This window comes from Rhizobium sp. A37_96, assembly GCF_053521765.1.
In genome coordinates this window covers 187,908-202,391 of the sequence record NZ_JBNWDS010000008.1, presented here as the reverse complement: position 1 = coordinate 202,391, position 14,484 = coordinate 187,908, and the positions used below count along the sequence as shown (strand labels likewise).

The 14,484-nt window shown below is 59.5% G+C and carries 12 protein-coding genes and 1 pseudogene; 11 read left to right on the top strand and 2 right to left on the bottom strand.

What is annotated here, in order from left to right:
- The first annotated feature begins 178 nt into the window (after window positions 1-178).
- The 8 genes and pseudogenes from ACQZ6J_RS20960 to ACQZ6J_RS20925 form a co-directional block, all read left to right on the top strand.
- The gene (locus tag ACQZ6J_RS20960; protein WP_449085468.1) at window positions 179-829 is read left to right on the top strand and encodes a helix-turn-helix domain-containing protein; all 651 of its coding nucleotides are present in this window, start codon (window positions 179-181) and stop codon (window positions 827-829) included.
- 325 nt (window positions 830-1,154) lie between these two features.
- Window positions 1,155-2,708 carry an ABC transporter substrate-binding protein gene (locus tag ACQZ6J_RS20955; protein ID WP_449085467.1) on the top strand — a complete coding sequence of 518 codons (1,554 nt, stop codon included), beginning with the start codon at window positions 1,155-1,157 and terminating at the stop codon, window positions 2,706-2,708.
- 49 nt (window positions 2,709-2,757) lie between these two features.
- On the top strand, window positions 2,758-3,699 hold the full coding sequence (locus tag ACQZ6J_RS20950) for an ABC transporter permease (protein WP_449085466.1): 942 nt from the start codon (window positions 2,758-2,760) through the stop codon (window positions 3,697-3,699).
- Window positions 3,700-3,714: 15 nt separating this feature from the next.
- Complete coding sequence (locus ACQZ6J_RS20945; protein WP_449085465.1) at window positions 3,715-4,596, top strand: ABC transporter permease; 882 nt, start codon at window positions 3,715-3,717, stop codon at window positions 4,594-4,596.
- A 5-nt stretch (window positions 4,597-4,601) separates the two neighbouring features.
- Complete coding sequence (locus ACQZ6J_RS20940; RefSeq protein WP_449085497.1) at window positions 4,602-5,576, top strand: ABC transporter ATP-binding protein; 975 nt, start codon at window positions 4,602-4,604, stop codon at window positions 5,574-5,576.
- A gap of 62 nt (window positions 5,577-5,638) precedes the next feature.
- Window positions 5,639-6,646, top strand: a complete 1,008-nt coding sequence (locus ACQZ6J_RS20935) for an ABC transporter ATP-binding protein (protein ID WP_449085464.1) — start codon at window positions 5,639-5,641, stop codon at window positions 6,644-6,646.
- 54 nt (window positions 6,647-6,700) lie between these two features.
- Complete coding sequence (locus ACQZ6J_RS20930) at window positions 6,701-8,260, top strand: D-aminopeptidase (protein WP_449085463.1); 1,560 nt, start codon at window positions 6,701-6,703, stop codon at window positions 8,258-8,260.
- A 188-nt stretch (window positions 8,261-8,448) separates the two neighbouring features.
- Window positions 8,449-8,592 (top strand): annotated as a pseudogene (locus tag ACQZ6J_RS20925) (IS6 family transposase); the annotation flags it as partial.
- A gap of 52 nt (window positions 8,593-8,644) precedes the next feature.
- Here the strand turns inward: ACQZ6J_RS20925 and ACQZ6J_RS20920 are convergent.
- On the bottom strand, window positions 8,645-8,872 hold the full coding sequence (locus tag ACQZ6J_RS20920) for a hypothetical protein (protein ID WP_449085500.1): 228 nt from the start codon (window positions 8,870-8,872) through the stop codon (window positions 8,645-8,647).
- A 286-nt stretch (window positions 8,873-9,158) separates the two neighbouring features.
- Between ACQZ6J_RS20920 and ACQZ6J_RS20915 the strand changes: the two genes are divergently transcribed.
- Both ACQZ6J_RS20915 and ACQZ6J_RS20910 read left to right on the top strand, forming a co-directional pair.
- The gene (locus ACQZ6J_RS20915; RefSeq protein ID WP_449085462.1) at window positions 9,159-9,767 is read left to right on the top strand and encodes a LysE family translocator; all 609 of its coding nucleotides are present in this window, start codon (window positions 9,159-9,161) and stop codon (window positions 9,765-9,767) included.
- 390 nt (window positions 9,768-10,157) lie between these two features.
- Window positions 10,158-11,657 carry an MDR family MFS transporter gene (locus ACQZ6J_RS20910; RefSeq protein ID WP_163988563.1) on the top strand — a complete coding sequence of 500 codons (1,500 nt, stop codon included), beginning with the start codon at window positions 10,158-10,160 and terminating at the stop codon, window positions 11,655-11,657.
- A 143-nt stretch (window positions 11,658-11,800) separates the two neighbouring features.
- Here the strand turns inward: ACQZ6J_RS20910 and ACQZ6J_RS20905 are convergent, their stop codons facing one another.
- On the bottom strand, window positions 11,801-12,595 hold the full coding sequence (locus ACQZ6J_RS20905; RefSeq protein WP_449085461.1) for a FadR/GntR family transcriptional regulator: 795 nt from the start codon (window positions 12,593-12,595) through the stop codon (window positions 11,801-11,803).
- 413 nt (window positions 12,596-13,008) lie between these two features.
- On the opposite strand from ACQZ6J_RS20905, the gene ACQZ6J_RS20900 reads away from it, so the two are divergent.
- Window positions 13,009-14,472, top strand: a complete 1,464-nt coding sequence (locus tag ACQZ6J_RS20900) for a DHA2 family efflux MFS transporter permease subunit (protein WP_449085460.1) — start codon at window positions 13,009-13,011, stop codon at window positions 14,470-14,472.
- Window positions 14,473-14,484: the final 12 nt, after the last annotated feature.

Below are 14,484 nucleotides of genomic sequence, written 5' to 3'. Positions count from 1 at the left end.
GCGGGGAGTGTCATGTCAATGAAAATTTCTTTTGCGATAATATTTTTATCAAAGTAAAAATAGCTGGCGGCTTTCGCGCGGGGTAGGCGGTGCTCGGTTTGCTAGATTAAAAGCGCCGACGTATAGCGCCTAAAAAGCCAGGCGGTTTTGCGCGGGCGAGACGGTAAGGAGACGACAATTGCGCAATATCAGCGAAGGCGCTGCCCAGCCAAAGACGGATCAGGATTTTGGCGTTCGCGTCAAGGACCTGCGCTCGGCACGCAAATGGACCTTGGAACGGCTTGCTGATATGAGTGGCGTCTCGATCTCGGCGCTGTCGAAGATCGAAAATGGGCAGGTCTCCGCCTCGTTCGACACCATCGTCAAGATCGCTCATGCATTTGGGCTGACATTTGCCGAGCTCTTTGCCTCCAGCGCCATCGATCCCGCGCCCGAGGCGCCTTCGATCATCGGGCGCCGGACCTATACCTTCGCAGGCAAGGGCCTGCCTTTCTCGACGGACTATTACGACTACCAGGTTCATTCCGCCGAACTCATCCACAAAGGCATGATCCCGCTGGTCATGACCATAAAGTCGAGGGAAGTGCTGCCGCGCAAGGACTGGTCGACACATGACGGCGAGGAGTTCATCTATGTCGTCAGCGGCGTCACGGAGCTGCATACCGCCTATTACGCACCGCTCAAGCTTTCGGCCGGCGACAGCGCCTATATCGACAGCACCATGGCGCATTGCTTCGTGTCGATCGGCGACGAAGATGCGAGCATCCTGTCCATCTGCATGACCGAGCAATTGATGTTCAATGACGTCTCGGTCGGGAACGCTCGCTAACAGGTTCTTCCAGGCGCTTGCGCCGGCTTCCAGGACCATCATCCGCGCTCCACATCGATCGCTCGTCGGATGCGATCGATGATGGTTTCTTGTGCACTGCGCCTACTTTACTATCATAAAATACTGTTTCTTTTAAGAAAATATTTGTTGCCATCGGATAATTCCTCGGTATTTTACCTCTACGAGACAGAGCAACTCGTTACGGGCCGCCGGGAGGGTGGTTCCGTGCGGCGGTCCCTTCCTTTGGGCAATCGCGATCTCAACGTGGACTGTTTCATCCAGAAACTTGGGAGCCGCACAAAGATGCGGCAGCAAAGAGGGAACCATGAACAAGAAACAAAAACTTCTCAGCACCGTCGCGGCAGTTGCTTCGATTGCAACCGGTCTCTTGATGGCCGGCGCGGCAACATCAGCCGATCTTAACCGCGGCGGCGTCTTGACGATGGGCAGGCCGGACGAGCCTTTAACCCTGGATCCCTTCCTTCCATCCGACAACGGCTCGATCTTCGCGATCGCCCAGGTCTGTGAGCCCTTGATTCTGGCGGACAAGGCCGGCACCGGCCTCGAACCGGGGCTGGCATCCTCCTGGACGATATCGCCCGACGGCCTGACTTATGTTTTCACGCTGCGCGACGGCGTCGTCTTCAGCGACGGCAAGCCGCTGACGGCCGAGGACGTGATCTTCTCGCTCAACAAGCAGATGGACCCATCCGCCTCCTTCGGCTTCGCCTTCGCAGCGGTCAAGACGGTCGAAAAAACGGACGACAAACACGTCACCATCACGTTGAAGACGCCTTATGTGCCGATCCTGTCGGCGCTTTCGCTCTATGCCGCGTCGATCGTGGAAAAGACGGCCTACGAGGCCAGCCCGGAAGCTTTCGGCCTGAAGCCCGTTTGCACTGGCCCGTTCACGGTCGACACCTATGAGCGCGGCAGCCAGGTCGTGCTGAAGGCCAATCCGAAATACTGGGCCATGGGGGACGATGGCAAGCCGCTACCCTATCTCGACAAGATCGTCATGAAATACATGCCGGACGGCAACTCGCGCATCCTTGGCCTGAAGAACGGCGATATCGACGTCGCGTTGCAGCTTCCGCTGAGCCAGGCCTCTTCGGTCAAGGCGACCGACGGGCTTATTCTCGAAACCGCGCCGTCCTACGCCCTCGATTATATTTATCTCAACCACGCCAAGAAGCCGCTCGACGACAAGCGCATTCGCCTCGCGTTGAACTATGCCACCAATCACGATGCGCTGATGAAGGCCGTCTATTTCGGCTTTGGCGAGGTGCCGAACTCCTTCACGCCCAAGGTCAATTACTGGTCGGCCGATGTGAAGCCGATACCCTACGATCCCGACAAGGCGGCACAGCTGGTCAAGGAAGCCAATTATGACGGCACGCCCATCGAACTCATGGTGTCGTCCGGAAACTCCACCCAGCGCCAGACCGCGTCCATCCTGCAGGCTGCCTGGCAGAAGGCTGGCCTCAAGGTGAACATCGTGCAGTATGAAGGCGCGACCGCCGGCGCGATGATGCGCAAGGGCGACTACCAGGCGCGCGTCAACCTGATCTCGAGCGACATCAACGACAGCGATGAGATCGCCACGCTGCAGACCGATTACTACGGCAGCTCGCATTCCTTCTTTACCTGGTACAAGAACGACGACGTCATCGCGCTTCTCAACCAGGCGCGCGGCGAACTCGATACGACCAAGCGCGCCGCGCTCTACGCAAAGGTGCAGGATATCGTCTACAACGACGGCTACAGCGTACCCCTGAACTTCGTGCCCTTCATCAACGGCTACAAGTCCAAGGTGGAAAACTGGCAAAACATCGCCGTCGGCTGGTGGTGGCTGAAGACGACCCGGATCGCCCCATAAATCTTCAGCGATGGCCTGCCTAGTATCCAGGCAGGCCACGGAGATCCAGATGATCTATTTGCGCTACATTCTCTCGCGTTTGATTGCCGCAATGCCCGTCCTAGTGGCCGTGACCCTGTTCAGCTTCGTTGCGATCAAGCTTGTTCCGGGCGATCCGGTCCGCATCATGATGCGCGACCGCGTCAGCGATGCCGAAGTCGCAGCGATCTATGCCAAGCTCGGCATGGATCGTCCGCTGGTCGTCCAATACCTGAGCTTCGTCAAAAAGGCGGCGACGGGCGATCTGGGGCAGAGCATCATTCAAAACCAGCCGGTCTCCGCGCTCGTCAGTGAAAGAATCGCGCCGACATTGATGTTGCTTTGCGTCGGGACGATCTTCTCGATCCTGATCGCGCTGCCGATCGGGATTCTCGCCGCGTCGCGCCCCGATACGGTCTTCGATCAGGTCGTGCGCATCATCTGCATCCTCGGCTTCGCCATGCCGCATTTCTGGGTCGGGCTTCTCCTGATGCTCGCCTTCGGCATACAATTGCGGCTGCTGCCGATCTCCGGTTATGGGGCAAATTTCCCCGAACATCTCGTGCATATGATCTTGCCCGGCCTGACGATTGCGCTGTTTCTCGGGCCCGTCCTCATCCGAACGCTTCGCGCCTCGATGATCGAGGTGTTGACCACGGATCAGATCGAAGTGGCCCGCGCCCGCGGCCTGCCGAGCTGGCGCATTCTCGGCAAACATGCGCTACGCAACGCGCTCATCCCGACGCTCACAGTCCTGGCGGTCAACATCAGCTGGCTCGTCAGCGGCGCGGTCGTTATTGAATCGGTGTTTGCCCTGCCTGGCCTTGGCTCCCTTCTCATCCAGGCCGTGAGCTTCCGCGATTATCCGCTGATCCAGGGCCTGTCCGTCGTCCTTGCTGTTACCACCGTGGGCATCAATCTCATCGCTGATCTCAGCTATGCCCTCGTCGATCGCCGCGTTTTACGGGACTGACATATGAGCAACTCCATGGATAAAGTCGGGCCATCCGCGTCGCCGGTCATCGAGACATGCCAGGTCGTCATCGCCGAGGTCAGGTCTTGGCCGATGACGCTGAAGATCGGCAGCGTGCTGTTTCTGATCCTGGTCATTGCCGCGATCGCCGCCCCGGTGGTCGCACCTTACGACCCCGATCTCCAGGATTTCGACGCGATCATGGTGCCGCCGAACTTTCAGCATCTGTTCGGCACAGACAATATCGGTCGCGATATATTCTCGCGCGTGCTGTTTGGCGCACGGATCGATCTTCTCTCCGGATTGATCATGACCTATGTGCCGATGGCTTATGGCGTGCTGATCGGGGCCTATGCCGGCTACCGGGGCGGTTTCTTCGACTCGATGATCGCCATGATCATCAATATCGTCATCGCCTTTCCCTTCCTTGTCGTCATCATCATCGTGATCGCGGTCGCCGGACCCGGCCTTCAGAACATCTATATCGCCGTGTTCCTGGGATCGTGGACGATGTATGCACGGCTGGCACGCGCCGAAATGCTGGTGGAGCGCAACAAGGACTATGTCCAGGCGGCCAAGGTGCTCGGTTTCCCTACCAGCCGCGTGCTGCTCCTGCACGCGCTTCCGAATACGATCGGATCGGCGGTCGCCTTTTCCATGTCCGACTTCGTTCTCAACATCCTGATGCTCGCCGGCCTGAGCTTCATCGGCTTCGGGGCGCAGCCGCCGATGCCCGAATGGGGTGCGATGATTGCCGAAGGCAAGGAATTCATCCTCGATGCGTGGTGGATCTGTGCCATGCCGGGCCTCGTTGTCGTCTATGCGGGAGCGGCACTCAGTCTCATCGGCGACGGCCTTGCGACGCGGCTCGGTGTCAGCGGCGGAGGACATAAATGATGAACATGGATGCGACTACAGCGACACCGTTGTTGGATATTGAAGGCCTGAGTGTCCGTTTCGCCAAGGGGCGGGTGCTTGCCAACGACAATATCAGCCTGACCGTCCTGCCGGGCGAAACCCTCGGCATCGTCGGGGAGTCCGGCAGTGGCAAATCGGTATTGTGCCGTGCCGTGCTCCGGCTTCTCGGTGCGAACGTGACGGCCCGCCGTCTCGCCTTTCAGGGACAGGACCTCCTCTCCCTGTCGGAGCGCGAGATGAGGCGATTGCGTGGCTCGGGGATCTCGATGATCTTCCAAAGCCCGATGAGCAGTCTCGATCCGGTATGGTCGATCGGCGATCAGATCATGGAAACCCTGCGTCTGCACCGGCGCCTGAATGGGCCGGCCGCCCGCAAGGAGGCGATCGCATTGCTTGAGAAAGTCGGCATTCCGTCGGCGGCGCGGCGCGTGGACGAATATGCCCATCAATGGTCCGGCGGCATGCTCCAGCGCGCCGTCATTGCGCTTGCGCTCGCGGGCAAGCCGAAGCTGATGCTTGCCGATGAGCCGACCACTGCCCTCGACGTCACGATCCAGGACCAGATCCTTTCTCTTCTGCTGAGTCTGCAGGCCGAGACGGGAATGGCACTTGTCCTTGTATCTCACGACATGGGCGTGATTGCCGAGACATGTGATCGGGTCGCCGTGATGTATGCCGGCCGCATCGTCGAGACGGCGCCTGTGAGGCAGATCTTCGACGAGCCGGCGCATCCCTATACCCAGGGCCTCCTCAATTCCATGGTGCATGTCGAAGGGCCTATCCAGCGTCTCACGCCAATTCCTGGACAGCCGCCGGATCTGACCATGCTGGGGCAGGGCTGCGCATTTGCGCCGCGATGCGCCCGGGCCACGAATGATTGCGTGGAGAAGGTCGTGCCGCTTGCTAGTATCGGTCCAGATCGCAAAGCCGCCTGCATTCATCGGGGAGCAACGCACTAATGGTGGCTGCAGATCGGAATAGGGTGGCGACCGTCGCGGACGGTTTGAAGGATGCCGAAGACATGCACGACGTCGCAACGAAACCCGCAAAGACCGTCGCGCGGCTTGCTGTGGATCGGCTTTCCGTCGAGTTTCGCGGAAATCACACGATCGCCTCCATGCTGAGGGGCGAACAGCCGGGCAAGGTCCGTGCCGTCGATAAGGTGAGCTTTGAAATCGCCCCGGGCGAGACGCTTGGGCTGGTGGGTGAAAGCGGCAGCGGCAAGACGACGGTCGGCCGAACCTTGCTCGGTCTCAATAAACCGTTCGACGGCAGGATGCTGCTCGACGGCGACGATCTGGCAACCCTGACGGACCAGCAGAAAAAGCAGTTGCCGCGCAAGATCCAGATGGTTTTCCAGGATCCTTACGGATCTCTCAATCCGAGGCGCACCGTTCGCCAGACGCTCGCCGAAGTCTTGTCTTTTCACGCGATAGTCCCACCCGAGGACGTACAGGAAGAAGTGTCCCGGCTCATGTCGCTCGTGGGGCTGCCGCCAACCCTTGCCGAGCGTCGTCCGCGCGGCCTCTCCGGAGGCCAGCGGCAGCGCGTCGGCCTGGCACGGGCACTTGCGGTCCGGCCTTCGGTGCTCGTTCTCGACGAACCCGTGGCTGCCCTTGATGTCTCGATCCAGGCTCAGGTTCTCAATCTTCTCGAGGACTTGCGCGGCCAGCTCGGCCTCACCATGCTGTTCATTGCGCATGAGCTCGGCGTAGTCAGGCATATCTCGGACCGGGTCGCCGTCATGTACCTTGGGCATGTGATGGAAATCGGCACGACCGAAGAGATATTCTCATCAGCGAAGCACCCGTACACGGTCAGCTTGCTGAAAGCGATGCCGCGCCTCGTCCCCCAGAAGCGTAATAGGCCGCCGGTCCTGCAAGGCGAAGTGCCGAGCCCGTTTGCCATTCCGACCGGATGTCGTTTCCGCACCCGGTGTCCGGCCGCCCAGGCCATATGCGAAACAGAACCGCCGATGGCGGCGCTTAGCGATACCCATTCCGCGTCGTGTCACTTCGCGACGCGTTAGACGCGCTTCGCAACGAGAAAACCGATTGTAACCAGTCATTTTTGAGGCCGCTTCATGTTCAACACCGGAAATGCCGTTCTGGACGAAGTCCTACGCTCCATCCCCTCCGAGTATCGCGGTCCCGGTGGTGCCTTCGCTGTCCTCAGGAACGGCGAGGTTCTTGCGCGCCACGCCTGGGGCTATGCCGATCTGGAACGACATATTCCGATGACCGTTGAAACGCTGATGCCGATGTGCTCCATCAGCAAGGAGTTCACCTGCGCCGCTCTGCTGGAGGTGCTGGGTGATCCTTCCGTGCTGGATGAGGCAGTTCGGCGCTATCTGCACCTGCTCGATGGCGCAGTGCCCCGCGCCGCCGACCTCTGCAACAACCAGTCCGGTCTTCGTGACTATTGGGCGCTGACGGTTTTGTCCGGTGCCTCGCCACAAGGCGAATGCCGGGCGGGGGACGGCAAGCGGCTCCTCTCCCAGGCTCGCACAACGCATTTCGATCCCGGCTCTCAATATTCCTATTCCAATGGAAACTTCCGCATCCTGTCGGACCTCATAGCGGACCATACCGGGCGGCCGCTCGGCGAGTGGGTCAAGGAGCGCATTTTCGCACCCGCGCAAATGAAGACCGCACAATGGTGCGAGGAATCGAGCGAATTCCCGGGAGATGCCGTGGGCTATGAGGGCAGCATGGCGACCGGCCATTTCCCGGCGGTCAATAAAATACACCTGTCGGGCGATTCCGGCGTCAATGCCTCGTTGGAAGATATGATCGCCTGGGAGCGTTTCGTGGACGCGACACGCGACGACGAAAACAGCATCTACGGCCGCATCTCAAGAGCGACGACGTTTTCCGACGGCAAACCCGCATGCTACAGCTTCGGTCTGCGGCACATGAACTTTCATGGCGTTGCGATGACCGGCCATGGTGGCGCGTTGCGTGGATGGCGCCTGCAGCGGCGATACGCTCCGTCCGAACGTCTTTCTGTCGTCGTCATGTTCAACCACGAGGTTTCCGCACCCGAAGCCGCCGACAAGATCACTGCAGCGGCGCTCGGTATCAAGCCGTCGCAGCCGAAGCAGACCGCGATCGATCCGTTATGGCTCGGCAACTATCTGGATGACGAGACCAAGCTGTCTCTGACGGTGAGCATGGCAGGCCCGGGTAAGATCAAGGCGCGTTTCGCGACAGCGCCCGATATCATGGAACTGGACGACGAAGATACCGCACGCTCGCGGCTGATGACCCTGACGCGAACGGGCGAGGGCATTCGGCTGGAACGTCCTGACGAAAACCTTGTCGCCACGATGCGAAAGGTCGGCGGGGAAGCAAAAAGGGATATCGAAGGACGATATTATTCGGCCGAACTCGACGCCGAACTGGTCTGCGAAGATGCCGCAGGGGAAATGTACGTCGCCTTCGAAGGCTTCCTCGGCAAGGGAGCAATGCAGCCGATTTACGCGATCGGTCCCGATGTCTGGATCATGCCAAACGAGCGCGCCATGGACTCTGCTGCTCCAGGCGACTGGACCGTCGTCTTCGGCCGAGGCAGTGATGGTGGCATCGAGAGATTGACGATCGGCTGCTGGCTTGCCCGGAAGGTGATTTTCGAGAAGCGTTGAAAACGGATCGATGCAGCCATGCAAACCGCCAGAACCAGCTGGCTGCCAACCTTCCTCTATCGCCGCACGAAAATGGTCGCTGCCGATCGGCTTTGCGTTCGCGGCTACAAGAGCAACCGCTGAAGCAACGACTCAAGTCGATCCGCAAACACGAACAACCGGCGCGAAACAGGCTGGCGATGGGTAAGCAAGGTCATCGATCTTTCGGAAGTGCGCAACGGTTCGTCTCCACGCACTCGGCCATCCGCAGCCGCATTTCAGCTCCCTCATGCCGCCGAACCGCACAAACAATTCGCTACCATAGGCTCGAGGCTTCCGATGCTTGGAAGCTGCGGCCCGCATCGACTGAAACCCAAGACCTCTGGGCTTTCTCAGTCAGAGAGCTTACCGTGGCAACACCCGCGTCTGACGGAGCAGGCCGCGGGCTGGTGACGATGGAGGAGTTGTCGTTGCCGCCGGCGATTGGTTGGCGCGGTGTTTTTTCACCGAGTCCAGCTCCACTGTGAGTTGGCCAATCTTGCGTTCCAGCGCCGCGATTTGTGCCTCGTATTCGGCGATGACGCTCGCCTCGGCTTCCGCGTCGCTGAGTTCGCCGCGATCGAATTGCGTCAACCACAACTGAATGAGGTTGGCCGATACGCCGTGAGCGCGCTGTGCATCTCGCCTTCCAATAGCACCGTTTCGAATATCCTGGCAAAGCTGCAACTTGAATAGTGTTGAGTGCCGTCGATATGGTCCTTGGGACTTCTTGAGCCATCTCCGATTGAGGCCCGCAGAGCCTATCAGTTTTTCCGGGTCCCGTGGTCCAGCCCCAGGGGGTCACACCACTTTTCTCGCTTGATGTCATCTAAAGTGAGTCATATAAAGACATAAAGAATTCTTTATATGGATTTGACCGATGGCTATCGATCTGTTGAATTTGACCCTGTTTTCTCTGGCCGCCGTCGTCCTGCTTGGGTCGCCGGGACCGGGCATTGCGGCGCTGATCGCGGTCGGCAAGGAACGTGGATTTCTTCAGGGTTTGCGCTTCTACGGCGGCCTGCAGATTGGCTTGGCAATAGCTGCCGGGCTGAGCGCCGTCGGGCTGTTTTCGATCATCGCCGCCATTCCGGGCGCCACGCACACAATGGCTTTGGTCGCAACGGCTTATCTTCTTTATCTCTCGTACAAGATCGCCTTTGCTCCGGTTGGCGTGGGCACTACAGGGTCTGGATCGGGTTTTGCCACAACGGCGCTCGGTGGAACGCTGTTGGGCATCACCAATCCCAAGGCGTATATCGCCTTCGCATCCTTGATGGCGTCCTATTCAATCGTTCGGTTCAATAGTGTCGCCGACATCTCGATCAAATGGATGGTTTGTGTTCTCGTGATGATCCTCGTTGATATCGCCTGGCTGTGGGCGGGCGTGGCGCTCGGCAGGGCCAATCTGAAGCCGGCTGCGGAGCGGATCGTCAACGTCCTCATGGGCAGCACGATACTTGCCACGGCGGTCATAGCACTTCTTTAGGGACGCAATTTTAGGAAAAGTGCGCGGCGGCTTTCCGCCCGGAATTGCGTCAAAGCGAAAGAGCGAGCGGTTCAGAGATTCCATGAATAGCTCAATCGCCAGGCGTGCAGTTTCGTCAATGAGTTTGAGAATAGGTGCCGCTTGCTTCGATGCGGAACCACGGATCTCGATATTGCATCCGTCTCCGGGCGATCGGGACGATATGGCTGTCCTTTAAACAGTTGACATCGCGCTGCATCAATATGCAAAGCTTATCATAACGATTCCGCAGGCGCCGTCCTCCAGTCGTCTCGCCCCAGACTTTGATCCCACCAGCCAATCGCTCGACCACGGCCGTTTTGCCGGCCTATGCGTCTTCGATATCGGGTGCAGCAGTCAGAAAGGAATGCCATGTCCAGCAAGGTCGATCGTTCGAGACGCCCGTTGGTCATCGTCTCGATCATGCTGGCGACCTTCATGGTCGCCGTGGAAGCGACCATCGTTGCAACCGCCATGCCGCGCATCGTCGGCCAACTCGGCGGCTTCACCTATTACAGCTGGGTCTTTTCCGCCTTTCTGCTTGCGCAGTCCACGACGACGGTCATCTATGGCAAACTTTCCGACATCTTCGGCCGCAAGCCCATGCTCATCTGCGGTATCCTCATCTTTCTGGTGGGCTCGACACTTGCGGGCTTTGCGTGGTCGATGGCCTCCCTGATCGTCTTCAGGCTGCTGCAGGGCCTCGGCGCCGGCGCCATTCAGCCCGTGACGATGACCGTCGTCGGCGACCTCTACAGGCTCGAAGAGCGAGCCAAGGTGCAGGGTGCGCTTGCCAGCGTCTGGGCCATATCCGCGGTCATTGGCCCGCTTGCCGGCGGCATCATCGTCGACAATCTGTCATGGGCCTGGATTTTCTGGATCAACCTGCCGGTCGGCGTGCTCTCCATCGCCGGTTTCATCTTCTTCCTGCACGAGTCCGTCACGCCGCGCGAGGCGAAGATCGACTATCTGGGCACGATCCTGTTTTCGATCTCGATCGTTTCGCTGCTTGTCATGCTGACGGAAACAGATGCGGGCTTTGCGGTTCTCTGTCCGCTCGCAATCGTCTTTGTCGTCACCGGCATCCTGTTTCTCTTGCAGGAGCGACGGGCACCGGAGCCCATCATCTCGATTGCGCTCTGGAGCCGGCGGCTCATTGCGACCAGCAATGCGGCCACGCTTCTCGCCGGCATGGCGCTGATCGGGCTGACCACGGTACTGCCGATCTACGTCCAGGGCGTGCTCGGACGGTCTCCGCTCGAAGCCGGCTTCACCCTGACGATGCTGATCGTCGGCTGGCCGCTCGCCGTGATGCTCTCGAGCCGCTTCTTTCGCGCCTTTGGTATCCGCAGAACCCTGCGCGCCGGTAGTCTCATGTTCCCCTTCGGTGCAGTCTTCCTCCTGTTCCTGACGCCGGATAGCAGCCCGGTGATCGCCGGTATCGGCTCGTTCCTGATGGGCTTCGGCATGGGGCTCATCAGTCTCACCAGCGTCGTGCTCGTGCAGGAAAGCGTCGAGTGGTCCATGCGCGGCAGTGCGACGGCGTCGATCATATTCTCGCGCAGCCTCGGCAACACCCTTGGCGCGACGGCACTCGGCGCGATCATGAATGTCGGCATAGCGCACTACGGCAGCGGTGATCTGGCAACCAGGCTTCACGATATTCTCAACCAGCCGACCGGCCTTTCCGATCTCGTCGGCGATCCGGCGATCAGAGGCGTCTTCGATGCGGCGCTGCACTGGAGCTTCTGGGGTGTCGTCGTCGTCGCGGTGACAGCCTTTGCGACCATCTGGCTCATCCCGGTTGCGCATGACGCCGGGCGTGGATCATCCGTGCCCAAGGCGGATGCGCAGGATGCGATGACCCACTAGAGCAATTCCAGGAAAAGTTGATAGCGGTTTTCCGTCTGGAATTGCAGAAAAACAAAGGACCTGGCGTGGCAGGCCCACCGCTTCAGCACGCTGCCGTGTTCATCACGAAAGTGGGGCCATGGAACCATATTTGACGCGATCCGTCAGAAACCGTAGTCACGGGCGAGCCATTCATCGAGCAGGTTTCGCGAAGCCTTCGTTGCGGCCTTCGCATCCTGGGCGATGATGGCGTCCAGAATAGCCTTGTGAAGCGGCAGGGAGCGTTTTTGACCCTCCGCGATGTCTTCATGGCCGGACAGCGTGCGATTGGCGTAGATTCCGACGGCGATCAGGTCGATCAACTGCGAATAGATCATGTTGTGCGTGGCAGCGAAGATCGCGGTATGGAAGCGCAGGTCGGCATCGGCATTGCTGTTGATGTCGCCGATGGTGGAGGCCATTTCCTCGTAAGCCGAATTGATGGCGGCAACGTCGCTCTCGGTACGGCGCAAGGCTGCACGCGCCGTCGCTTCCGGCTCCAGAGCCAGCCGCAAGTCCTTGATCGAACGCATGATTTCGACCGAAGGTCCTGTCTCGTAGTACCAGACCATGACATCCGTATCGAGATGGTGCCAGTTGGAGCGTTCCTTGACGCGCGTGCCGACGCGGGTCTTGATCTCGATCAGTCCCTTGCCGGCAAGGCATTTCATCGCTTCGCGGATGACTGTGCGACTGATGCCGAATTGTTCGACCAGATCCGGCTCGTTGGGCAGTGTCGTGCCGACGGGGTAGTCGGCCCGGACGATCCGACGGCCGAGCTCATGGACGAAATAGCCGAACACACCGCGCCGCGGGATCGTACCGTATTTTCGCACAAAGGCATCGAAGGGCGACTGCGTTGCGATCAGTTTCGACCCCGGAGTAGCCGGAGAGGTTATTGCGTCCTGGCCATGTTTCATTATGCGGGACTCTCGTTCCTTATTGATGCGCCGTTTCAAGGACAAACGTCGGCCTATGTGCGGCGGGGGGAAACTTCACGCTGGTGTCTCGGCTTGCTCGAGGCTGTTCCATAGTGTTCGAATGTCGATCCTGTCGTCCATTTTGCGGCATATTCCGGCAAAACCCTAGCATGTCTTGCGCACGGATGCCTACAGGCACGGGATGGGCTCGCCTGTTCGCCCACATGAACGCGCAGACCTGCCCTTTCCGCGCTGAGACGTTGCGGGGGCGGCCGTATCATCAAATTGCACACATTCCGCTAAGCGAAACGTGATCGCTTAATCGATTGATGGGACGATTTCGGTCTATCGTAAACGTTGCCGAACCGTTTAAATACGGCGGGGATGCGAGGCGGATTCGGAGTAGCTTATCGATGAATGACATGTCCACGCGTGGGCAGGGGGAAGAGGCGCAGGAGGCCGGCTCTCGCTCGCTGTTGATTGCATTGCTGGTGGCCGGTGCCTTCTTCATGGAAAACCTGGACGGCACGGTGATTGCGACTGCGCTGCCGCAAATGGCCGTTTCCTTCGGTGCCCGACCGGTCGATCTTAATATCGGGATGAGCGCCTATCTCCTGACCCTTGGCGTCTTCATTCCAATCAGTGGCTGGATCAGCGATCGTTTCGGTGCGCGTCTGGTATTCACGACGGCAGTCGTCGTCTTTACGCTTGCATCCGTCCTTTGCGGCTTTGCCGATGGAGTCGGTTCCTTCGTGGCGATGCGCATCCTGCAGGGCATCGGCGGGGCGATGATGGTGCCTGTGGGCAGATTGGTCGTCTTGAACAACACGCCCAAGGACAAGCTGATCTCGGCGATCGCGACGATCACCTGGCCCGCGTTGGTGGCGCCGATCCTGGGACCGCCGCTCGGCGGCTTCATTACCGATCATGCAAGCTGGCGCTGGATCTTCTTCCTCAACCTGCCGCTCGGAATTCTGGCATTCGTCTTCGCGCTCATGCTCATTCCTGAAACCAAGAGCACGGCGCGTCCGCCCTTCGATTGGATCGGTTTCATCGTCAGCGGCATTGGTCTGGCCGGCCTGATGTATGGGCTGGAACTGATCGGGCGGCCCGATCCTGTCTGGCTCGAGGCATGGGCCTATGTGATTGTCGGCATCATCCTGCTTGCCGTCGCCGTGTTCCATTTCCTTCGCACGGAGCATCCGTTGATCGATCTCTCGGGGCTTAAGCTTTCGAGCTTCGCGATCACCATCTCGGGCGGATCGCTGTTCCGCATCGCCATCGGGGCCGTGCCCTTCCTGCTGCCGCTGATGTTCCAGGTCGGGTTCGGGCTCAGCGCCTTTCATGCCGGTATGCTGACCCTGGCGGTTTTTGCCGGCAATCTGGCGATGAAGCCGGCAACGACGCCGATCCTGCGTCGGTTTGGTTTCAAGCCGGTGCTGATCGTCAACGGCCTTCTCAATGCCGTCTTCATTGCCGCCTGCGCCTTGTTTTCTCCCGACACGTCCTTGTGGTTCATCATACCGGTGCTGTTCATCGGCGGCATGTGCCGCTCGATGCATTTTACCGCGCTGAATACGATTGCCTTTGCCGATATCCCGCCCCAGCAAATGACGGGCGCCAACACGCTGTTCAGCACTGTCTTTCAGCTGACCATGGGCATGGGCATCGCTGTCGGCGCCATCGGCATCCGTATCGGCCAGGCGATCAGCGCGCCATTGGGGGCGAGCGGCATCGTCGCCGTGGAATTCCGTCTCGCCTTCGTGCTGCTCGGGATCATCGCGCTTCTCGCCGTACTGGATTGCCTGCCGCTTGACAGCAAGGCCGGCGACAATGTCTCGCGCAAGCCAAAGCAAAGTGCGAGGAAGGCGGCATAACCTATTGCTTTC

What these genes read in the sequence shown, in the direction of transcription:
- ACQZ6J_RS20905 (WP_449085461.1), bottom strand. Translation starts at nt 12,595, where the DNA reads ATGAAACATGGCCAGGACGCAATAACCTCTCCGGCTACTCCGGGGTCG.
- ACQZ6J_RS20915 (WP_449085462.1), top strand. Translation starts at nt 9,159, where the DNA reads ATGGCTATCGATCTGTTGAATTTGACCCTGTTTTCTCTGGCCGCCGTC.
- ACQZ6J_RS20955 (WP_449085467.1), top strand. Translation starts at nt 1,155, where the DNA reads ATGAACAAGAAACAAAAACTTCTCAGCACCGTCGCGGCAGTTGCTTCG.
- ACQZ6J_RS20945 (WP_449085465.1), top strand. Translation starts at nt 3,715, where the DNA reads ATGGATAAAGTCGGGCCATCCGCGTCGCCGGTCATCGAGACATGCCAG.
- ACQZ6J_RS20930 (WP_449085463.1), top strand. Translation starts at nt 6,701, where the DNA reads ATGTTCAACACCGGAAATGCCGTTCTGGACGAAGTCCTACGCTCCATC.
- ACQZ6J_RS20900 (WP_449085460.1), top strand. Translation starts at nt 13,009, where the DNA reads ATGAATGACATGTCCACGCGTGGGCAGGGGGAAGAGGCGCAGGAGGCC.
- ACQZ6J_RS20950 (WP_449085466.1), top strand. Translation starts at nt 2,758, where the DNA reads ATGATCTATTTGCGCTACATTCTCTCGCGTTTGATTGCCGCAATGCCC.
- ACQZ6J_RS20940 (WP_449085497.1), top strand. Translation starts at nt 4,602, where the DNA reads ATGGATGCGACTACAGCGACACCGTTGTTGGATATTGAAGGCCTGAGT.
- ACQZ6J_RS20910 (WP_163988563.1), top strand. Translation starts at nt 10,158, where the DNA reads ATGTCCAGCAAGGTCGATCGTTCGAGACGCCCGTTGGTCATCGTCTCG.
- ACQZ6J_RS20935 (WP_449085464.1), top strand. Translation starts at nt 5,639, where the DNA reads ATGCACGACGTCGCAACGAAACCCGCAAAGACCGTCGCGCGGCTTGCT.